We start from the raw sequence: 19,904 nt of genomic DNA on the forward strand, positions 1-19,904 counted from the left end.
GCGCGGCGCTGTCCGTCGACGGTCGTTCTCCCCATCCAGGGTCGGCCGCAGTTCACCCGGTACATGCGAGGGTTCGGGCGGCCCTGTGCGCACCACGCACGCGGGGCTGTCGCCGTCGATCGCCCAGGAGACCCGCTCGATGCACGAATCCGCCAACGCCGCCGTTCCCGCGGCCCGCCGGTGGCTCGGCCTGGCAGGCATCGCCTGCCTGGCCGTGCTCGCCGCTTGCGCATGTTCGACCGCCATGCAGCAACGCCCTCTGCTGCCGGACGGCACCCACGCGGCTGCCGACGCGCAGGACGCCAACGCGGCCAGGGCAGTGATCGTCTACTTCGATCGCAGCGGCGACGTCGAGCAGACCAAGCGCCGCATCAGCGCGGCGGCGGCGGGCTGGCATGCCCCGCTGCTGTACACGCTCGACCGCGTCGGCGCCATCGTGTTGGGGGTCCCGACCGGGAAGACCGCCGAGCGCCTCAGCGCCGACGTCGGCGCCATCGCGGGCGTGCTGATGGCGGTACCCGATGGCCAACAGCAACTGCAGCAGGACGCGTCGTCGTCCCCTTCGTCGGTGCGGTAGCCAGCGGGCCGATGCCAGGGGCGCCCGCGCCTGCGGGCGAGCGCGCCGGATGGCCTGGACGCGTCCGCGCGCGCCGGTGCGGCAGTCTCCCGCAAGCGCGGCGCTGTCGGTTTCCAGGATCGGCCACGACAGGCGTCATGGCAATGCCCGCCACGGCCGAAGCCGCTGCTACAACACGGCTCCCGCAAGAACGCTTCAGCTAGGCGTGCAGCGCCGCCTGCAACCCCGCCACCTCGTGCCGCGGCGGACGCAGCGCCCCCAGCGTGCCGACCAGTTCGCGGTAGCTGCGCGCGAGCTGTGCGAACAGTCCCGCATCGCTGTCGCGGCTCTCGGCGACTCCGGCATAGGCGCCGCGGCCCAGGTCGATGAAGTAGTCCACGCTGACCCGACGCCGTGCCGCCACGCCGGGGAACAGCCCGGCGATCAGCAGGCAACCGTCGCCGACCTCACGCAAGGCGTCGGCACGCGCACGCCCCACCTGCTCCTGCGCATGCAGCCAGGCCAGCGCCTGGATGCGCGCCAGCAACTGCGCGTCGCGCTGGTAACGCAGCAGTACGAACACCAGATAGTGCTCGCGCGATTCGTCCAGCGGCCGGCCCAGGCGCTGCCCGGCCTCGTGCACCAGCGCCTGCCACAGCTCGGCCGGCGCCCCCTGTCTGAAAGACTCGTACATGCGTCCTCCTGCGTGGTGGGAACCCTCGCAGGAAGCTTATGCATAACCCGGGCCAGTGCGCTGGCAGCCGGCCATGGCGTCTGCCAAGCCAGCGATACCGCGACTTACTCCACCGTCACCGACTTGGCCAGGTTGCGCGGCTTGTCCACGTCGGTGCCGCGCGCCAGCGCGGTGTGGTAGGCCAGCAACTGCACCGGCACGGTGTGCAGCACCGGGCTGAGCACGCCGGCGTGGCGTGGCGTGCGGATCACGTGCACGCCGTCCGATTCATTGAAGTTGCTGTCCTGGTCGGCGAACACGAACAGCTCGCCGCCGCGCGCGCGCACTTCCTGCATGTTCGACTTCACCTTCTCCAGCAAGGTGTCGTTGGGCGCGATCACCACCACCGGCATGTTGGCGTCGACCAGCGCCAGCGGGCCGTGCTTGAGCTCGCCGGCCGGATAGCCCTCGGCGTGGATGTAGGTGATCTCCTTGAGCTTGAGCGCGCCTTCCAGGGCGATCGGGTAATGCAGGCCGCGACCCAGGAACAGCGCGTTGTGCTTGTCGGCGAAGCGCTCGGCCCATACCGCGATCTGCGGTTCCAGGTTGAGCACGTGCTGCACGCTGCCGGGCAGGTAGCGCAGTTGCTCCAGGTACTCGGCCTCCTGTTCGGCGCTCAGCCGCCCGCGGCGCTTGGCCAGCACGCAGGTGAGCTGGAACAGCGCCGCCAGCTGGGTGGTGAAGGCCTTGGTCGAAGCCACGCCGACCTCGGCGCCGGCGCGGGTGTACAGCACCATCGCGCTGGCGCGTGGGATCGCGCTCTCGGGCACGTTGCAGATCGACAGGGTCTTGGTATGGCCCAGCGCCTTGGCGTATTTGAGCGCCTCCATCGTGTCCAGGGTTTCGCCGGACTGGGAGATGGTCACGATCAGTTGCCGCGGATTGGCGCAGGCATCGCGGTAGCGGTACTCGCTGGCGATCTCCACGCTGCACGGCAGCCCGGCGATGCCCTCGATCCAGTAGCGCGCGGTCAGCCCGGCGTAGTAGCTGGTGCCGCAGGCCAGGATCTGCACGCCGTCCACGTCGGCCAGCAGCGCCTCGGCCTTGCTGCCGAACAGCGTGGTGTCGAAGCCGCCGGCGTCGAACAGCGCCTCCAGCGTGTCGGCCAGCGCGCGCGGCTGCTCGTGGATCTCCTTCTGCATGAAGTGGCGGTACGGGCCCAGCTCCAGCGAGGCCAGCGACACGTCGGACACGTGCGGCTCGCGCTGCACCGGCTGGTCCTGCGCGTCGTACACCTGCACGCCGTCGCGGCGCAGTTCGGCGGTGTCGCCTTCTTCCAGGAAGATCACCCGGCGCGTGGCCTGGATCACCGCCGAGACATCCGAGGCGATGAAGTTCTCGCCCTCGCCCAGGCCGATCAGCAGCGGGCAACCCATGCGCGCGCACACCAGCAGGTCCGGGCGCGACTTGCTCACCGCGGCCACGGCATAGGCGCCGGTCAGTTCCTTCACCGCCGCCTGCAGCGCGCCGAGCAGGTCGCGGCCCTGGGCGATGTAGTGGTGGATCAGGTGGGCGATGACCTCGGTATCGGTCTGCGATTCGAACACGTAGCCCAGCGCGGTCAGGCGCTCGCGCTGCTGCTCGTGGTTCTCGATGATGCCGTTGTGAACCAGCGCCAGGTCGCCATGACTGACGTGCGGGTGCGCATTGGCCTCGGTGACGCCGCCATGGGTCGCCCAGCGGGTGTGGCCGATGCCCAGCGGCGCGTGCAGGCCTTCGGCCAGCGCGGCGCTCTCGGTCTCGGACACGCGGCCGGTACGGCGCACGCGGCGGACCTGCCCGTCGGCGATGGCGGCGATGCCGGCCGAGTCGTAGCCCCGGTATTCCAGGCGCTTGAGCCCCTCGATCAGGACCGGAACCACATCGCGATCCGCGATCGCACCGACGATACCGCACATAGCCACGCCCTTCGCCGAAAAGTCCGCCATTCTAGCGAAGTCCGCTGAATGTCTCGCCGCTGTCCGCTGCCGGACACAGGGCGTGTCGCCCATTCCCGAGCATGCCCCCGCCCTGGTGTCCGCGAACGTGTCCGCGGACACCCGGACACCTGTCCGCGCCGTCCGCACCCATGCAATTCAATGACTTGCAGTTGGCACGCATCGTGCTGTGAAGTCCCCATCCTCACCGCTACGACCGTCCGATGATCCGTGACACCTCCGCCCAGGACCAGGTTCTCGCCCGCCCCCGCTCCGCGGCCTGGCGCCGCTGGCTGTGGCCCGGGCTGATCGCCGCGCTGGTGCTGCTGGGCATCGCCTTCGCCGCACGCGGCTGGATCGCCGGCAGCCGCTCGTTCGACGCGCAGCGGGTGCGCATCGCCACGGTGACCCGCGGCGACCTGGTCCGCGACATCTCCGCCGACGGCCGCCTGATCGCCGCCAACAGCCCGACCCTGTACGCGATCTCCGGCGGCACCGTGACCCTGAAGGTGGTCGCCGGCGACGTGGTCAAGCAGGGCCAGGAGCTGGCCGAGATCGACAGCCCGGAACTGCGCAGCAAGCTGGCCCAGGAAGAAGCCACCCTGGCCGGCCTGCAGGCCGAGGCCGGCCGTGCCGACCTGGACGCGACCCTGGCCCGTGCCAACGCCAGCAAGCTGATCGACCAGGCGCAGATCGAACGGCAGGCGGCCAGCCGCGACCTGGAGCGCTACCAGCGCGGCTATGAAGGCGGCGCGGTGCCGGCAGTGGAACTGGCCAAGGCCCAGGACACCCTGAAGAAGGCCGACATCGCGATGAGCCACGCGCAGAAGGATTCGGGCCTGCAGGCGCAGGGCGCCTCGCTGGACGCGCGCAACAAGCGCCTGCTCGCCGAGCGCCAGCGCGCGGTGGTGGCCGAGGTGCAGCGCCAGGTCGACCTGCTGACCCTGCGCTCGCCGTTCGACGGCCAGGTCGGCCAGGTGCAGGTCTCGCAGCACACCAACGTCGCCGCCAACGCACCGGTGCTGAGCGTGGTCGACCTCTCCAAGTTCGAACTGGAGATCAAGGTGCCGGAAAGCTTCGCCCGCGACCTGGCGATCGGCATGCCGGCGCAGTTGACCAGCGGTGCCGGCGAACCCTTCGCCGGCGCGATCTCGGCGGTGTCGCCGGAAGTGGTCAACGGCGAGGTCAACGCGCGCATCCGCTTCACCGACAAGCAGCCGCCGGGCCTGCGCCAGAGCCAGCGCATGAGTGCGCGGGTGCTGCTGGATACCCGCAAGAACGTGCTCAAGCTCGAGCGCGGCCCGTTCGTCGAACAGTCCGGCGGCCGCTACGCCTACGTCATGGACGGCGACTCGGCGGTGCGCCGCCCGGTCGAACTGGGCGTCACCAGCCTGGGCGAGGTCGAAGTGCGCTCGGGCCTGCAGCCGGGCGACCGGGTCGTGGTCTCCGGCAGTGACCTGTTCGGCGATGCGCCGCAGGTGACGGTGCATTAGAAGCCGGGATTGGGGAATCGGGATTGGGGATTCGCAAGCCTCTCTCGTTTTCCTTTCCTGGCCACTGATTCCGAATCCCGACATCCCTAATCCCCAATCCCCGCTCCACCACCACAGGAACTCACGCCATGCTCGAAATGCGCTCCGTCTCCAAGGTCTTCCGCACCGAACAGGTCGAGACGCATGCGTTGCGCTCGCTGGACCTGCATGTCCGCGAGGGCGAGTTCGTCGCCGTCACCGGGCCGTCGGGGTCGGGCAAGACCACCTTCCTCAACATCGCCGGGTTGCTGGAAACCTTCACCAGCGGCCAGTACCTGCTCGACGGCCAGGACGTCAGCAACCTCAACGACGATGCGCGCTCGCGCATGCGCAACCAGAAGATCGGCTTCATCTTCCAGGGCTTCAACCTGATCCCCGACCTCAACCTGTTCGACAACGTCGACGTGCCGCTGCGCTACCGCGGCATGGGCGCGGCCGAGCGCAAGCAGCGCATCGAAGAGGCGCTGAGCCGGGTCGGGCTGGGCTCGCGCATGAAGCACTATCCGTCCGAACTGTCCGGCGGCCAGCAGCAGCGCGCGGCGATCGCCCGCGCCCTGGCCGGTAGCCCGCGCCTGCTGCTGGCCGACGAACCGACCGGCAACCTCGACTCGCAGATGGCGCGCGGGGTGATGGAACTGCTGGAGGAGATCAACGCGCAGGGCTCGACCATCGTCATGGTCACCCACGACCCGGAACTGGCCGCGCGCGCGCAGCGCAACGTGCACATCGTCGACGGCCAGGCCACCGACCTGCAGCGCGAACCGGTGCTGGTGCAGGGCGGCGCGGCGGCGGCGTCCGCCAACGATCACCGCTGAGACAGGCCCTGCCATGTCGCTGCCGTATGCCGTGGAACTGGGATTGCGTGGAATGCGTCGGCATCCGCGCACGGTATTGCTCGCCGTGCTCACGCTCGCCCTGGGCCTGGCATCGGTGATGACGATGCTGACCTTGCAGGCGATGCTGTCCGCCGATCCACTGCCCGGCCTCAGCCAGCAGCTGTACCTGGGCTGGGTGGACTCGCGGCAGATCGCCCGCCAGGACGACCCCGACGCTGGCGAGCCGCCTCAGGCGCTGTGGAAGCTGGACGATGCCACGGCATTCATGGCTACGCTGCCGCAGGTGCGGCAGGCGGCGCTGACGCTGAGCACGTTCGACGTGAGCGACCAGGCACGCACGCGCCACCAGCAGGCCTACGCGATCAGCGCGCTGGGACCGATGCCGGCGCTGTTCGGCCTGCCGCTGCGGTCCGGCCGCTACTGGACGGACGCAGAAGAACGCAACCGTGCGCCGGTGGCCATCATCAGCCACGCGCTCAGCCTGAAGCTGCTGGGCAGCGAGAACGGCGTCGGCCGGCAGATCCGACTGGGCAAGCAGCTGTTCCAGGTCGTCGGCATCAGCGACGACTGGAGACCGCGCCCGGCCTTCTACTTCCTCAATGGGCCGGAAGCGGCCTGGCAGCAGTATCCGCTGGAGGTGTTCGTTCCGGCACGGGCGGCCCTGGACGCGGACGCCAAGCCGGGATTCGTCCAGGACTGCGACGACACCGGCCACGCCGGCGTGCGCTTCAACGAACTCGACCTCGGTGCCTGCCGCTGGCTGATGCTCTGGGCGCAGTTGTCCACCCCCGTGCAGGTAAACGCCTACCGCGATGCGCTGTCCGCGTTCGCACAAGCGCGCCATGCCGATGGGGTTTTCCAGCGCGCGCCGCAGGTCGCCTTGTACGGCGTGGCCGAGTGGCTTGCGCGCAACCGCGTGGTCCCGGACAGCGTGCGCCTGAACGTCTGGCTGGCGCTCGCGCTGCTCGGGCTGTGCATCGTCAATGTCGCCGGCCTGCTGGCCGCACGTTTCCTGCGCCGCTCCGCCGAAATCGGCGTGCACCGGGTCCTGGGCGCCCCGCGCGCGGCGGTGTTCGTCCGCTGCCTGACCGAAGCCGGCGCGATCGGCCTGTTGGGCGGCGTGCTGGCATTGCCGGCCACGCTGTTCGCCCTGTGGATCGTGCGCATGCAGGCGGAGGCCTACAGCGACCTGGCACGCTTCCAGCCCAGCCTGTTCCTGGCGATGGTGGCGCTGGCGATCGGCACCGGCCTGCTGGTCGGCCTGCTCCCGGCGTGGCGTGCAGCGTTGCTGCAACCGGCGCTGCAAGTGAAAAGCCTCTGAGGGCCCGTCGATGCCACTGCGCCCCTATCTCTCACCCCTGTTGCGGCATCCGCTGATGCCGCTGCTGGTGATCGTGCAGACCGTCCTGGCCTGCGCGATCCTGACCAACGTGCTGTTCCTGCTGTGGCAGAAGCTGGCGCCGATGCTGGTCCCGGACGGCATCGCCCGCGATGAGGTCATTTTGGTCGACCAGGTGATCAATGGCCAAGGCGGCTGGAAAGCGCCGCAGATCCGCGCCGGCACCGACACGCTGCGCCGCATCCCCGGAGTCACCGCGGTCTCGCCGACGATCGGCCTGCCAATGAGTTCCTCCATGGTCATGGTCGGCCGCGTCGCCGGCCCTGCGGCGACCGAGCGCGTGAGCCTGCTGGTCGGCGACGACCTGATCGATGCGTTGGGCCTGGACCTGGTGGCCGGACGCAACTTCAGCGCCGACGAAATGCGGGTCGGCGACCTGCCCGCCGCGACCGCGTCCGACCGCACCACCGCGGTCATCCTCACCCAGGCGCTGGCGCAGCGGCTGTTCGGCTCGCGCCCGGCGCTGGGCGGCGTGCTCACCAACGGACAGGCGAACGCGACCAAGCGTTTCGTCGTGGTCGGCATCGTCCGCCACCTGCTGCGCTACCAGCTCGACGCGCTGGACGACGGCAAGGCCGAGTACACGATGCTGACGGCGGGCACAGTCACCGGGACGCCGATCCTGACCTACGCGGTGAGGACCGCGCCGGAGCGGCGCGCGGCCGTGATGGCCGAGATCCCGCAACGTCTGCAGCAGTTGTTCGGCGACGCGCTGCTGCGCGGGATCACGATCCGTGCGAACGACTACGAATCCCAGCGCAACGAACGGCTCCAGCCGCGCCGCGCCGCAGTGTGGCTGTTCGGCACCGCCAGTGCGGTGGTCACCCTCATCACCCTGATCGGCATCGCCAGTCTCAGCGGTTTCTGGATCCAGCAGCGGACCCGGCAGATCGGCATCCGCCGCGCCCTGGGCGCCAGCCGCGGCCAGATCCTGCGGCATTTCCTGCTGGAAAACCTGGTGGTCATCGGCAGCGGCGTGGTCCTGGGCATGCCATTGGCCTACATCGCCAATCTCTGGTTGATGCAGCACTACGAGCTGCCGCGGCTGCCCGCCGCCTGCCTGCCGATCGGCTTGCTCGCCCTGTTGCTGCTAGGCCAATGCGCGGTGTTGTCGCCGGCGCGGCGCGCCGCCGCGATCCCGCCCGCCACCGCCACCCGCAGCGCCTGAGCCAAGGACCCCATGTTCCGTTACTACATCCAACTGGCAGTACGCAGCCTGCGCCGCAGCCCGGTGCTCACCGCGCTGATGGTGCTGTCCATCGCCGTGGGCATCGGCGCGGCGATGACCACGCTGACGGTGATGCGGTTGCTGTCCGGCGATCCCTTGCCCGGGCGCAGCCAGCAGATCTTCTTCGCGCAACTCGATCCGCGCCCCAGCAACGGCGCCAACCAGAAGCCGTACGACAAGCTCGACTACCCCTCGGCCATGGACCTGTGGACGCGCGGGCGCGCCGATCGCCAGGCCATGGTCGCCGAGAGCGAGATCAAGGTGCACGCGGCGGACGGCGCCACCCCGCCGTTCATGACCCAGTTGCTGATGACCCAGGCCGATTTCTTCCCGATGTTCCAGGTGCCGTTCGCCTACGGCAGCGGCTGGCGCGCGCGCGACGACCAGGACCGGGCGCGGGTGGCGGTGATCTCGTCCGACCTCAACGCCAAGCTGTTCCAGGGCCGCAACAGCGTCGGCCGCAGCCTGCTGGTGCGCGGCACGGCGGTGCGCATCGTCGGCGTGCTGGCGCCGTGGCGGCCGTCGCCGCTGTTCTACACGCTGGCCGGCGGCAGCTTCGCCCATGGCGATACCGCCAGCTTCTACGGACGGCCGCAGGACGTGTTCATGCCGCTGTCCAGCAGCCTGGAGGTCAACGACGGCCACATCCAGCCGTGGACCTGTTTCAGCAAGCCCGAGGCCAACCTGGACCTGCGCAGCGCGCCGTGCGTGTGGCTGCAGTTGTGGGTGCAGTTGGACACGCCGGCGAAGGTCGCCGACTACCGCCGGCTGCTGGCCGACTACGCCGCGCAGCAGCACGCCGCCGGGCGCATCGGCCGCGCCGACACCGCGCGCCTGCTGTCGCTGCCGCAATGGCTGGACCATAACCGCGTGGTGCCGGGCGACGTGCGCCTGCAGAGTTGGCTGGCGCTGGCGTTTCTGGGCCTGTGCCTGTTCAACAGCGTCGGCCTGCTGCTGGCCAAGTTCCTGCGCCGCGGCGGCGAGATCGGTGTGCGTCGCGCGCTGGGGGCGTCGCGCCGCGCGATCTTCGCGCAGTGCCTGACCGAGGCCAGCGTGATCGGCCTGCTCGGCGGCGCCGGCGGCTGGCTGCTGACCCTGCTGGGCCTTTGGAGCGTGCGCCAGCAGCCCACCGCCTACGCCGACCTGGCGCATCTGGACCCGACGACGTTCGCCGGCACCTTCGCCCTGGCGATCGCCTGCAGCCTCGCCGCCGGCCTGTTCCCCGCCCTGCGCGCCAGCCGTATCGCGCCGGCCATGCAACTCAAGAGTCTGTAACCGGGGCCCGCGACCATGCAGATCACGCCCATCCTCAGCGCGCTGTCGCGCCATCGCATCGCCGCCGCGCTGATCGCGCTGGAAGTGGCGCTTGCCTGCGCCGTGCTGTGCAACGCCTTCTTCCTGATCGGCAATCGTCTGGAGCTGGTGCACCTGCGCAGCGGCATCGACGAGACCGCGCTGGGCCTGGTGTCGCTGTCCGGCTGCGACGGCTGCAACGCCGCCGACGTCAACGCCCGCGCGCTGGATGCGGTGCGCCGCACGCCCGGCGTGCGCGCGGCAGGTGCCATCAACACCGTCCCGTTCGCGCCGCCGGTGTTCAACAACGGGCTTTGCCTGGACCAGGACTGCACCCGGGTCGGCGGCGTGCCGCACTTCTACATGGTCAGCCCGGGCGCCGTCGCGGCACTGGCGCTGCAGCCGGACAGCGGCCGCGCGTTCGGCGACGCGGACTACCAGCCGCTCGACAACGGCATCCCGACCGCGGCCGGTGTGTGGATCACGCGGGCGCTGGCCGCGCACCTGTGGCCGGGCCAGGATCCGCTGGGCAAGGAATTCTGGTCCGGCGGCCATTTCCGGGTGATCGGCACGCTGGAGCACCTGGCGCGCCCCGATCCGGGCCGCAGCGAGGATGGCGTGATCGGCAGCGACTGGTCGGTGGTGATCCCGGTGCGCGAGGCCGCGCAGTCCGGCACCTATGTGCTGCGTGCCGATCCGCGCGACTTGCCACGGGTGTTGGCGCAGGCGCGCGCCGCAGTGGCACGGGCGGTGCCCGAGGCGGTGCTGGACAACGCCAACAGCAAGCCGCTGGACGACCTGCGCCAGACGTATTTCCAGAGCGACCGGGCGATGACCGGGCTGCTGGTGGCGATCATCGTCGCGATGCTGCTGGTGACCGCGCTGGGCATCGTCGGCCTGGCCAGCTTCTGGGTGCAGCAGCGCACCAAGCAGATCGGCATCCGCCGCGCGCTCGGTGCCACCCGCCGCGACATCCTGCGTTATTTCCAGACCGAGAATCTGCTGCTGGTCGGCGCCGGCGTGGCCCTGGGCATGTTGCTGGCCTACGGCGGCAACGTGCTGCTGATGCGGGTCTTCGAACTGGAACGGTTGCCGGCCAGCTACCTGCCGGTCGGCGCGCTGCTGCTGTGCGCGCTGGGCCAGCTCGCCGTCCTCGGCCCGGCCCTGCGCGCCGCCGCCGTCGCCCCCGCCATCGCCACCCGCAGCGCCTGACCCGGAGCCCGCATGTTCGCTTACTACCTTCGCCTGGCGCTGCGCAGCTTCGGCCGCAACCGCATCCTCACCGGGCTGATGGTGCTGGCCGTGGCGCTGGGCATCGGCGCGTCGATGACCATGCTGACCGTGCTGCACACGCTGTCCGGCGACCCGCTGCCCGGGCGCAGCGCCACGCTGTTCCATCCGCAGCTGGATCCGCGTCCGCGCAACCTGCCCAGCGCCGACCCCGAGCCGCCGGACGAGCTGACCTGGCAGGACGCCACCGCGCTGTACCGGGCGCAGGCGGCGCCGGCGCAGACCATGACCAGCGCGAACTGGCTGCCGGTGCGCCAGACCGTGCCCAACAGCCCCTTGCGCATGCTCACCACCCGCGCCGCCACCGCCGACCTGTTCGGCATGTTCGGCATGCGCTTCCTCTACGGCAGCGGCTGGAGCCATCGCGACGATACCCAGCGCGCGCCGGTGGTGGTGCTGAGCCGCAAGCTCAACGACGCGTTGTTCGGCGGCGCCGACAGCGTCGGCGAGACCCTCACCATCGCCACCCGCCCGTTCCGGGTGATCGGGGTGATCGACGCCTGGGATGCGCAACCGCGCTTCTACGACCTCAACTCCGGCGCGTACACGCCGCCGGAAGCGCTGTACATGCCGTTCGAGACCTGGCTGGACCTGCCGCAGGACTACGGCTACGGGCCGATGCAGTGCTGGGGCAAGGACGGCGAGGCCGGCCTGCACGATCCCAAGGCCGCGCAGTGCACCTGGGTGCAGTACTGGGTGCGGCTGGACACGCCGGAGCAGGCGCGGCGCTATCGCGCGGCGCTGGACGCCTACAGCGCGCAGCAGCGCCAGCTCGGCCGCTTCGAACGCGCCCCCAACACCCGCCTGCGCAGCCTGGTCGACTGGCTGGACTACAAGCGGGTGGTGCCGGCCACGGTGCGCATGCAGACCTGGATCGCCTTCGGCGTGCTGCTGGTATGCCTGCTCAATGCAGTGGGCCTGCTGGTCGCCAAGTTCATGCGCAAGGCCGGCGAGATCGGCGTGCGCCGCGCGCTCGGCGCCAGCCGCCGCGCGGTGTTCGCGCAGTGCCTGGCCGAATCGGCGCTGATCGGCTGCCTGGGCGGCCTGCTCGGCATCCCGCTGACCTGGATCGGCCTGTGGCTGGTGCGCCAGCAACCGGTGGCGTACGCGCAGCAGGCGCATGCCGATCCCGCGATCCTCGGCATCGCCCTGGCCGTGGCCACGCTCTCGGCGCTGGCCGCCGGCCTGTGGCCGGCCTGGCGCGCCTCGCGCATCGCCCCCGCCCTGCAGGTGAAATCGCTATGACCCCGCTGCCTCCCGTGCGTCCCATCCTGTCCGCATTGGGCAGCCATCGCGCCGCGGTGGTGCTGATGGCGCTGCAGATCGCCCTGACCCTGGCAGTGCTGTGCAACCTGGTGTTCATCATCGCCCGCACCTACCAGCGCGTGCAGACCCCGACCGGAGTGATGGAACAGGACATCGGCCTGATCCAGAGCATCAGCGTGGTCGGCGAACCGGGCAGCGTCAGCAGCGTCGGCCGCAGCCTGGACATCCTGCAGGCGGTGCCCGGCGTGGAAGCGGCGGCGTTCGGCACGCCGCCGCTGTGGGGCCCGACGCAGGCGCAACTGTTCCTGCAGCCGCAGGCCACGCAAGCGGTCGCCCGTGCGCGCCTGTTCCTCGGCAGCCAGGGCCTGAACCGCACGCTGGGCATCCGCATCGTCGCCGGTCGCGACCTGCGCGACGCGGAACTGACCGGCGCCTCGGACCTGTTCGGTGCGCCACCGGAGATCGAGCGGCGCCTGCCGGCCCTGATCACGCCCTCGCTGGGCGCCAAACTGTTCCCCGGCACGTCGCCGCTGGGGCGCACCCTCTACACCAGCACCTTCAACCAGCCGGTGCGCCTGGACATCGTCGGGGTGATGGCGCCGGTGCGCGGCGACATCACCGGCCACGACGACGATGCCGATGCACTGCTCACCGAGATCCGCATCGGCAGCGAAGGCTGGGGCGGCGGCTACCTGATCCGCAGCACGCCCGGGCAACTGGCGCAGGTGCTGCCGCGCGCGGCGGCGGCGATGCAGCGCGCCAACCCCACCTATGTGCAGCAGCGCGTGGCCACCATGCAGGAACTGCGGACCGAGTACTTCAAGAGCGACAGCGCGGTGGCGCGGATGCTGCTGGCGATCATCCTGATCCTGCTCACCGTCACCGCGCTGGGCATTGGTGGGCTGGCCAGCTTCTGGGTGCAGCAGCGCACCCGGCAGATCGGCATCCGCCGCGCGCTCGGCGCCACCCGCGGCGACATCCTGCGCTACTTCCAGCTGGAAAACCTGCTGATCGTCGGCGGCGGCGCGTTGCTCGGCGCCGTGCTCGCCTACGTCATGAACCAGTGGTTGATGCAGCGCTTCGAACTGGAGCGGCTGTCTTCGCCGACCGTGCTCACCGGCATCGTCGCGGTGTGGCTGCTCGGCCAGTGCGCCGTGCTCGGCCCCGCCTTGCGCGCCGCCGCCGTCCCGCCCGCCACCGCCACCCGCAGCGCCTGACCCCGGAGTTCCCATGTTCGGCTACTACGTCCGCCTCGCCTTGCGCAGCTTCCGCCGCAACACCGTCCTCACCGCACTGATGGTGCTGGCCATCGCCCTGGGGATCGGCGCCAGCATGACCACGCTGACCGTGTTCTACGTGCTCTCCGGCGACCCGATCCCGCAGAAGAGCGACCGCCTGTTCTACGTGCAGGTGGATGCGCAGCCCAAATCCGGCTACCAGCCGGGCGAGGAACCGGATTCGCAGAACACCCGGTTCGATGCCGAGGCCCTGCTGCGCGAGAAGCGCGCCAAGCGCCAGGCGCTGATGACCGGTGGCAGCGTGGCAATCGAACCGACCAAGAGCGGCCTGAAACCGTTCAAGTCGGAAGTGCGGTTCACCTCCGCGGACTTCTTCCCGATGTTCGACACGCCGTTCCTGTATGGCCACGGCTGGACCGGCACCGAAGACGAGCGCCACGACCGCGTGGTGGTCATCAGCCGGAAGCTCAACGAGAAGCTGTTCGACGGCGCCGACAGCGTGGGCCGCGAACTGCGCATGGACCAGAACACCTTCCGCATCGTCGGCGTGCTCGACGCCTGGGAGGCCAAGCCGCGCTTCTACGACCTCACCAACACATACGGATCGGACGAACAGGCCTACCTGCCGTTCTCGGTGGCGATGGACCTGAAGATGGACCGCAACGGCAGCATGAACTGCTTCGGCGACAGCAACGGCGACCAGACCGCGCTCAATGCGCCCTGCACCTGGGTGCAGTACTGGGTGGAACTGGAAAGCCCGGCGCAGGCCGCCGACTACAAGGCCTACCTGGAGAACTATTCGGCCCAGCAACGCGCCGCCGGCCGCTTCCAGCGCCCCAACAACGTGCGCCTGCGCAACGTCATGCAGTGGCTGGACCACAACGAAGTGGTGCCCGGCGACGTGCGCCTGCAACTGTGGCTGGCGATGGGCTTCCTGCTGGTGTGCCTGCTCAACACCGTCGGCCTGCTGCTGGCCAAGTTCCTGCGCCGCAGCGGCGAGATCGGCGTGCGTCGCGCGCTCGGCGCCTCGCGCGGGGCGATCTTCGCGCAATGCCTGGTGGAGGCCGGCGCCATCGGCCTGGCCGGCGGCGTGGCCGGCCTGGGACTGGCCACGCTCGGGCTGTGGGCCGTGCGCCAGCAGCCGGCCAGCTACGCCAAGCTGGCGCATCTGGATCCCAGCATGCTGGCGCTGACCTTCGCCATGGCGGTGGGCGCCAGCCTGCTCGCCGGCCTGCTGCCGTCGTGGCGCGCCATCCAGGTGGCCCCCGCCCTGCAACTCAAGTCCTGATCCTGCGCGCCCTGCGCCTTCCACGCATTCTCACAAGGTCATCGCCATGGATATCCGCCCCATCCTGTCCACCCTGCGCCGGCACAAGACCGCCGCCGCGCTGATCGTGCTGGAGATCGCCTTGGCCTGCGCGATCGTGTGCAACGCGCTGTTCCTGATCGGCAACCGCATCGAGACCCTGCACCGGCCCAGCGGCATCGCCGAGTCGGAACTGGTGACGATCTCGCTGGGCGGCATCGGCCAGCAGGTCAACGCCGCCGCGCGCACCCGCGAGGACCTGGCCGCGTTGCGCGCCGTACCCGGCGTGCGTAACGCCACCCTGCTCAACCAGGTGCCGTTCGTGCACTACTCCTGGAACACCAGCCTGTCGCTGACCCCGGACCAGGAGCGGCCCACCCTCAACGCGGCGCAGTACATGGCCGAGGAAGGCACGCTGAAGACCCTGGGCCTGAAGCTGGTGGCCGGGCGCGATTTCGCCCCCGACGAGTACATGGATCTGGAAGCGGCGCAGACCGACAAGCGGATCCAGGAGAAAGGCACCGCGATCATCCTCAACCGCGCCACCGCGGAAAAGATGTTCCCGGGGCAGAACGCGCTGGGCAAGACCGTGTACACCGGGCCGGTGGGCGCCCGCGTGGTCGGCATCGTCGAGACCCTGGCGCGGCCCACCGCCGCCAGCGGCCTGGCCGAGATCGACTACGCGATGCTGCTGCCGTTTCGCCTGAGCTACACCGACGGCCTGTACGTGCTGCGCGTCACCGACCCGGCGCGGCGCCAGGAAGTGCTGAACGCGGCGACCGCGGCCTTGATGAAGGTCGACAGCAGCCGGCTGGTGCTCAAGCAGCAGACCTACAGCGAGATCCGCGACGCCTACTTCCAGGGCGACCGCGCGATGGTGTGGCTGCTCGGCGCGGTGTGCGTGGCGCTGCTGGTGGTCACCGCGCTGGGCATCGTCGGCCTGGCCAGCTTCTGGGTGCAGCAGCGCACCAAGCAGATCGGCATCCGCCGCGCGCTCGGCGCCACCCGCGGGCAGATCCTGCGCTACTTCCAGACCGAGAACTTCCTGCTGGCCAGCACCGGCATCGTGCTCGGCATGCTGCTGGCCTACGCCATCAACCAGTGGCTGATGGGCAAGTACGAATTGCCGCGGCTGCCGCTGTCCTACCTGCCGATCGGCGCGGTGGCGCTGTGGCTGCTCGGCCAGCTGGCGGTGTTCGCGCCGGCGCGCCGCGCCGCCGACGTGCCGCCGGCCGTCGCCACCCGCAGCACCTGATCCATCCCCTTGGCCGGCTCCGGCCGGCCTTTTTTCATCGAGCGCGCCATGCCCCGCAACCATCGCCCACTGCCGTCCTCCGGTCTCCTGCGCCACGCGCCTGCGTGGCCGCAGCCGTGCCCGATCGGCCCGGCGGCGTCGGTGCGGCGCGACCGTTGAGCGTCGCCGCCATGGCACTGGGCCCGATGCTCTCGACGCTGTCCCGGCACCGCACCGCGGCGACGCTGATCGTGCTGGAGATCGCGCTGGCCTGCGCGATCGTCTGCAACGCGCTTTTCCTGATCGGCAACCGCATCGCGACCCTGCGCAGCGCCAGCGGCGTCGCCGAAGCGGAACTGGTGACGATCGCCCTCGGCGGCATCGGCCGGCAGGTCGACGCGGCGGCACGCACCCGCGAAGACCTGGCCGCGTTGCGCGCGCTGCCCGGCGTGCGCAACGCCACCGTCGTCAACCAGATTACCTTCGGGGACGCCGCCTGGAACGTCGGCCTGAATCTGACCCCCGACCAGGAATGGCCCACGCTCAATGCCGCGCAGTACAAGGCCGAGGACGCCACGCTGCGCACGCTGGGCCTGCGCCTGATCGCCGGGCGCGATTTCCGCGCCGACGAATACCTGGACCTGGACGCCCTGCGCAACGACGAGCGCCTGCGCAACGCCGGCGGCGCGGTCATCCTCAACCGGGCGGCGGCGGAGAAGATGTTCCCCGGACAGAACGCGCTGGGCAGGACCGTCTACCGCGGCACCGTGCCGGCGCAGGTGGTCGGCATCGTCGACGCCCTGGCCCGCCCCAACCCGGACCTGGTCGGCCCGGCGCAGGCGCCCTACGCATTGCTGATTCCGCTGCGCATGCCCTACACCGACGGGCTGTACGTGCTGCGCGTGCGCGACCCGGCGCAACGCCAGGCCGTGCTCGCCGCGGCGACCGCGGCGCTGATGCAGGTGGACAGCAGCCGGCTGGTGCTCGATCAGCAGACCTACAGCGAGATCCGCGACGCCTACTTCCAGGGCGACCGCACCATGGTGTGGCTGCTCGGCGCGGTGTGCGTGGCGCTGCTGGTGGTCACCGCGCTGGGCATCGTCGGCCTGGCCAGTTTCTGGGTGCAGCAGCGCACCCGGCAGATCGGCATCCGCCGCGCCCTCGGCGCCACCCGCAGCCAGATCCTGCGCGACTTCCAGGCCGAGAATTTCCTGCTGACCAGCGCCGGCATCGCGCTGGGCATGCTGCTGGCGTACGCGATCAACCAGTGGCTGATGGGCCGGTACGAACTGCCGCGGCTGCCGCTGTCCTACCTGCCGCTCGGCGCAGCGACGCTGTGGCTGCTCGGCCAGTGCGCGGTACTCGCGCCGGCGCGGCGCGCGGCGGCGGTGCCGCCGGCCGTGGCCACCCGCAGCCTCTGATCCCGTCCTTCCATCGCCCGCCACCGCCCCCTTCTCCAGGACGCCACGATGTTCGGCTACTACTGCAAACTGGCGCTGCACAGCTTCGGTCGCAACCGCCTGCTGACCGCCCTGATGGTGCTGGCGATCGCGGTCGGCATTGGCGCATCGATGACCACGCTGACCGTGTTCCACGTGCTGGCGGCCGATCCCATTCCCGGCAAGAGCGGGCAGCTGTTCAACGTCGAACTCAACGTCGAACCGGACGACCGTTACGATCCGAACGACACCGACCCGCAGCAACTGACCCGCCGCGATGCCGAGGCGCTGCTGCGCGACCGGCGCGGCGACCGCCAGGCGATGATGTCGGCCGGCAGCGTGACGGTGGTGCCGGCGCAGCCGCAGCTGACCCCGTTCGGCGCCGAAGCGCGCTACACCAGCGCCGACTTCTTCCCGATGTTCGCCGTGCCGATGCGCTACGGCCACGCCTGGACCGCGGACGACGATGCCCGGCGCGCACGTGTGGCGGTGATTTCGCGGCGACTCAATACCCAGCTGTTCGACGACGTGGACAGTGTCGGCCGCCAGCTCCAGCTTGGCGATGCCGTGCTGCGGGTGGTCGGGGTGATCGACGTCTGGGACATGAACCCGCGCTTCTACGACCTGACCAACACCGAATATGGCGACAGCGAGGACGTGTTCGTGCCGTTCTCCACCGCGCGCGACCTGGACCTGGACGTCAGCGGCTCGATGTCCTGCTGGGGCGACCATGCCGGCAACAGGACCAGCGCGAACGCCCCCTGCGCCTGGATCCAGTACTGGGTGGAACTGGACAGCCCCGGCAAGCGCGCCGCCTACCTGGACGCGCTGCAGACCTATGCGCGGCAGCAGCGCGACGCGGGACGCTTCCGCCATCCGCCGGACATCCGCCTCAGCGACGTGATGACCTGGCTGGACCGCAACCACGCCGTGCCCTCCGACGTGCGTCTGCAGGTGGGGCTGGCACTGGCGTTCCTGGGCATCTGCCTGCTCAACACCGCCGGGCTGATGCTGGCCAAATTCCTGCGCCACAGCGGCGAGATCGGCGTGCGCCGCGCGCTCGGCGCCTCGCGGCGGACGATCTTCGCCCAGCATCTGATCGAAGCGGCGGCGATCGGCCTGGCCGGCGGTGCCGGCGGCCTGCTGCTGGCCTGGATCGGCACCTGGCTGGTACGGCAGCAGCCGGCCGACTACGCCGCGCTGGCGCACCTGGACAGCCGCATGTTGCTGCTCGCCCTGGCGATGAGCCTGGGCAGCGCGTTGCTCGCCGGCCTGCTGCCGGCCTGGCAGGCGATGCGCGTGTCCACCGCCCTGCAACTCAAGTCGCAATGACGCGCCGCGCGCGCCCTCTCCGCCAGGAACTCCCACCGTGTCCCTCCATCCCATCCTCTCCAGTCTGCGCAAGCACCGCGTCGCCGCCGGCCTGATCGTGCTGGAGATCGCCTTCAGTTGCGCCGTCGTCTGCAACGCGCTGTTCCTGATCGATCAGCGGCTCGAGCGCATGCAGCGGCCCAGCGGCGCCGCCGAGCAGGAACTGGTGCAACTGCGCAGCCGCAGCGTGGTCAGCGACGGCAACAGCGCCGCGCAGACCCGCGCCGACCTGGACGCGCTGCGCCGCATTCCGGGTGTGCGCGAGGCCAGCATCATCAACCAGCCGCTGTTCGGCGATTCGCTCGGCTACAGCGGCGTGTCGCTGCGCCCGGACCAGGAACGCAGCACCTTGCACGCGGTGCAGTACTTCGGCGACGCGCGGCTGCTCGATACACTGGGGCTGCATCTGGTCGCAGGGCGCCGCTTCGCGGACGACGAGTTCATCGACGACGCGCAACTGCGCGATCCGGTGGCCAAGCGCATCCCGCCCTCGGTCATCCTCAGCCAGTCGCTGGCGCAACGCCTGTTCCCCGGCCAGAACGCGGTGGGCCGCACCATCTACGTCTACGGCGAACACCGCATCGTCGGCGTGGTGCAACGCCTGGTGCAACCCCGCGAAGAAGGGAACGTCGGCCAGTACGAGGACACCATGCTGTTCCCGGTGAACGTCGCCTACGATCGCGGCACCTACCTGCTGCGCGTGCGCGATCCGGCGCAGCGCGAGGCAGTGTTGCGGCAAGCCAAGGCGACGCTGTCGCAAAACGGTCCACGGCGCATGGTGAACGGCGCCCGGACCTTGCAGCAGGCACGCGCGGCCTATTACCGCGACGACCAGGCGATGGCCTGGCTGCTGGTCGGCGTGAGCGTGGCGCTGCTGCTGGTCACCGCACTGGGCATCGTCGGCCTGACCAGTTTCTGGGTGCAGCAGCGCACCAAGCAGATCGGCATCCGCCGCGCGCTCGGTGCCACCTGCACGCAGATCCTGCGGCATTTCCAGTTGGAGAATTTCCTGCTCGCCAGTACCGGCATCGTCCTCGGCATGCTGCTGGCCTACGCCGCCAACCTGTACCTGATGAGCGCCTACGAACTGCCGCGGCTGCCGCTGTGGTACCTGCCGGTCGGCGCGGTGGTGCTGTGGCTGCTCGGCCAGCTCGCGGTGCTGCCGCCCGCGCGCCGCGCCGCAGCGGTGCCGCCGGCGGTGGCCACGCGCAGTGTCTGAGCCGCCGATGCACGCAGGCACGACAAGCCGCGCGCGGGCTGCGATGAT

Annotated in this window: 16 protein-coding genes; 14 read left to right on the plus strand and 2 right to left on the minus strand. The window is 70.3% G+C overall.

Annotation, left to right across the window (positions count from 1 at the left end; translation table 11 throughout):
• Window positions 1-139 precede the first annotated feature (139 nt).
• On the plus strand, window positions 140-577 hold the full coding sequence (locus SLW55_RS04040) for a hypothetical protein (protein ID WP_267100545.1): 438 nt from the start codon (window positions 140-142) through the stop codon (window positions 575-577).
• Window positions 578-776: 199 nt separating this feature from the next.
• Here the strand turns inward: SLW55_RS04040 and SLW55_RS04045 are convergent, their stop codons facing one another.
• Window positions 777-1,250, minus strand: coding sequence for a hypothetical protein (locus SLW55_RS04045; RefSeq protein WP_267100546.1), 474 nt, complete (start codon window positions 1,248-1,250; stop codon window positions 777-779).
• 104 nt (window positions 1,251-1,354) lie between these two features.
• Window positions 1,355-3,187, minus strand: coding sequence for a glutamine--fructose-6-phosphate transaminase (isomerizing) (gene glmS / locus SLW55_RS04050; protein ID WP_267094218.1), 1,833 nt, complete (start codon window positions 3,185-3,187; stop codon window positions 1,355-1,357).
• Between the two features lie 242 nt (window positions 3,188-3,429).
• Between glmS and SLW55_RS04055 the strand changes: the two genes are divergently transcribed.
• From SLW55_RS04055 to SLW55_RS04115, 13 genes are all read left to right on the plus strand, one after another.
• Window positions 3,430-4,698, plus strand: coding sequence for an efflux RND transporter periplasmic adaptor subunit (locus tag SLW55_RS04055; RefSeq protein WP_017910318.1), 1,269 nt, complete (start codon window positions 3,430-3,432; stop codon window positions 4,696-4,698).
• Window positions 4,699-4,826: 128 nt separating this feature from the next.
• Window positions 4,827-5,552, plus strand: coding sequence for an ABC transporter ATP-binding protein (locus SLW55_RS04060; RefSeq protein ID WP_017910317.1), 726 nt, complete (start codon window positions 4,827-4,829; stop codon window positions 5,550-5,552).
• Between the two features lie 13 nt (window positions 5,553-5,565).
• Window positions 5,566-6,894 (plus strand): ABC transporter permease, encoded by a 1,329-nt coding sequence (locus SLW55_RS04065; RefSeq protein ID WP_267102679.1) that lies wholly within the window; start codon window positions 5,566-5,568, stop codon window positions 6,892-6,894.
• 10 nt (window positions 6,895-6,904) lie between these two features.
• Window positions 6,905-8,140 carry an FtsX-like permease family protein gene (locus tag SLW55_RS04070; RefSeq protein WP_026144633.1) on the plus strand — a complete coding sequence of 412 codons (1,236 nt, stop codon included), beginning with the start codon at window positions 6,905-6,907 and terminating at the stop codon, window positions 8,138-8,140.
• Window positions 8,141-8,152: 12 nt separating this feature from the next.
• The gene (locus SLW55_RS04075; RefSeq protein WP_267102368.1) at window positions 8,153-9,475 is read left to right on the plus strand and encodes an ABC transporter permease; all 1,323 of its coding nucleotides are present in this window, start codon (window positions 8,153-8,155) and stop codon (window positions 9,473-9,475) included.
• 15 nt (window positions 9,476-9,490) lie between these two features.
• Complete coding sequence (locus SLW55_RS04080) at window positions 9,491-10,705, plus strand: FtsX-like permease family protein (protein WP_152236489.1); 1,215 nt, start codon at window positions 9,491-9,493, stop codon at window positions 10,703-10,705.
• Window positions 10,706-10,717: 12 nt separating this feature from the next.
• On the plus strand, window positions 10,718-12,028 hold the full coding sequence (locus tag SLW55_RS04085) for an ABC transporter permease (protein WP_267102678.1): 1,311 nt from the start codon (window positions 10,718-10,720) through the stop codon (window positions 12,026-12,028).
• Complete coding sequence (locus SLW55_RS04090; protein WP_267102677.1) at window positions 12,025-13,266, plus strand: FtsX-like permease family protein; 1,242 nt, start codon at window positions 12,025-12,027, stop codon at window positions 13,264-13,266. Before SLW55_RS04085 ends, SLW55_RS04090 begins: the two co-directional genes overlap by 4 nt.
• A gap of 13 nt (window positions 13,267-13,279) precedes the next feature.
• On the plus strand, window positions 13,280-14,575 hold the full coding sequence (locus SLW55_RS04095; RefSeq protein WP_267102676.1) for an ABC transporter permease: 1,296 nt from the start codon (window positions 13,280-13,282) through the stop codon (window positions 14,573-14,575).
• 46 nt (window positions 14,576-14,621) lie between these two features.
• Entirely contained in the window at window positions 14,622-15,848 is a 1,227-nt protein-coding gene (locus tag SLW55_RS04100) for an FtsX-like permease family protein (protein ID WP_152236491.1), read from the plus strand.
• Between the two features lie 170 nt (window positions 15,849-16,018).
• Window positions 16,019-17,248, plus strand: coding sequence for an FtsX-like permease family protein (locus tag SLW55_RS04105; RefSeq protein WP_320744879.1), 1,230 nt, complete (start codon window positions 16,019-16,021; stop codon window positions 17,246-17,248).
• Between the two features lie 48 nt (window positions 17,249-17,296).
• On the plus strand, window positions 17,297-18,598 hold the full coding sequence (locus SLW55_RS04110) for an ABC transporter permease (protein ID WP_320744662.1): 1,302 nt from the start codon (window positions 17,297-17,299) through the stop codon (window positions 18,596-18,598).
• A gap of 37 nt (window positions 18,599-18,635) precedes the next feature.
• A complete protein-coding gene (locus SLW55_RS04115) occupies window positions 18,636-19,856 on the plus strand; it encodes an FtsX-like permease family protein (RefSeq protein ID WP_320744663.1) in 1,221 nt (406 codons plus the stop codon).
• The last annotated feature ends 48 nt before the right edge of the window (window positions 19,857-19,904 follow it).

The organism is Xanthomonas sp. LF06-19 (assembly GCF_034105425.1).
GTDB lineage: Bacteria > Pseudomonadota > Gammaproteobacteria > Xanthomonadales > Xanthomonadaceae > Xanthomonas_A > Xanthomonas_A sontii.

Coding starts and splice junctions, on each gene's coding strand:
- SLW55_RS04040 (WP_267100545.1), top strand. CDS start 140: ATGCACGAATCCGCCAACGCCGCCGTTCCCGCGGCCCGCCGGTGGCTC.
- SLW55_RS04060 (WP_017910317.1), top strand. CDS start 4,827: ATGCTCGAAATGCGCTCCGTCTCCAAGGTCTTCCGCACCGAACAGGTC.
- SLW55_RS04105 (WP_320744879.1), top strand. CDS start 16,019: ATGGCACTGGGCCCGATGCTCTCGACGCTGTCCCGGCACCGCACCGCG.
- SLW55_RS04055 (WP_017910318.1), top strand. CDS start 3,430: ATGATCCGTGACACCTCCGCCCAGGACCAGGTTCTCGCCCGCCCCCGC.
- SLW55_RS04070 (WP_026144633.1), top strand. CDS start 6,905: ATGCCACTGCGCCCCTATCTCTCACCCCTGTTGCGGCATCCGCTGATG.
- SLW55_RS04085 (WP_267102678.1), top strand. CDS start 10,718: ATGTTCGCTTACTACCTTCGCCTGGCGCTGCGCAGCTTCGGCCGCAAC.
- SLW55_RS04100 (WP_152236491.1), top strand. CDS start 14,622: ATGGATATCCGCCCCATCCTGTCCACCCTGCGCCGGCACAAGACCGCC.
- glmS (WP_267094218.1), bottom strand. CDS start 3,187: ATGTGCGGTATCGTCGGTGCGATCGCGGATCGCGATGTGGTTCCGGTC.
- SLW55_RS04080 (WP_152236489.1), top strand. CDS start 9,491: ATGCAGATCACGCCCATCCTCAGCGCGCTGTCGCGCCATCGCATCGCC.
- SLW55_RS04065 (WP_267102679.1), top strand. CDS start 5,566: ATGTCGCTGCCGTATGCCGTGGAACTGGGATTGCGTGGAATGCGTCGG.
- SLW55_RS04075 (WP_267102368.1), top strand. CDS start 8,153: ATGTTCCGTTACTACATCCAACTGGCAGTACGCAGCCTGCGCCGCAGC.
- SLW55_RS04045 (WP_267100546.1), bottom strand. CDS start 1,250: ATGTACGAGTCTTTCAGACAGGGGGCGCCGGCCGAGCTGTGGCAGGCG.
- SLW55_RS04090 (WP_267102677.1), top strand. CDS start 12,025: ATGACCCCGCTGCCTCCCGTGCGTCCCATCCTGTCCGCATTGGGCAGC.
- SLW55_RS04095 (WP_267102676.1), top strand. CDS start 13,280: ATGTTCGGCTACTACGTCCGCCTCGCCTTGCGCAGCTTCCGCCGCAAC.
- SLW55_RS04110 (WP_320744662.1), top strand. CDS start 17,297: ATGTTCGGCTACTACTGCAAACTGGCGCTGCACAGCTTCGGTCGCAAC.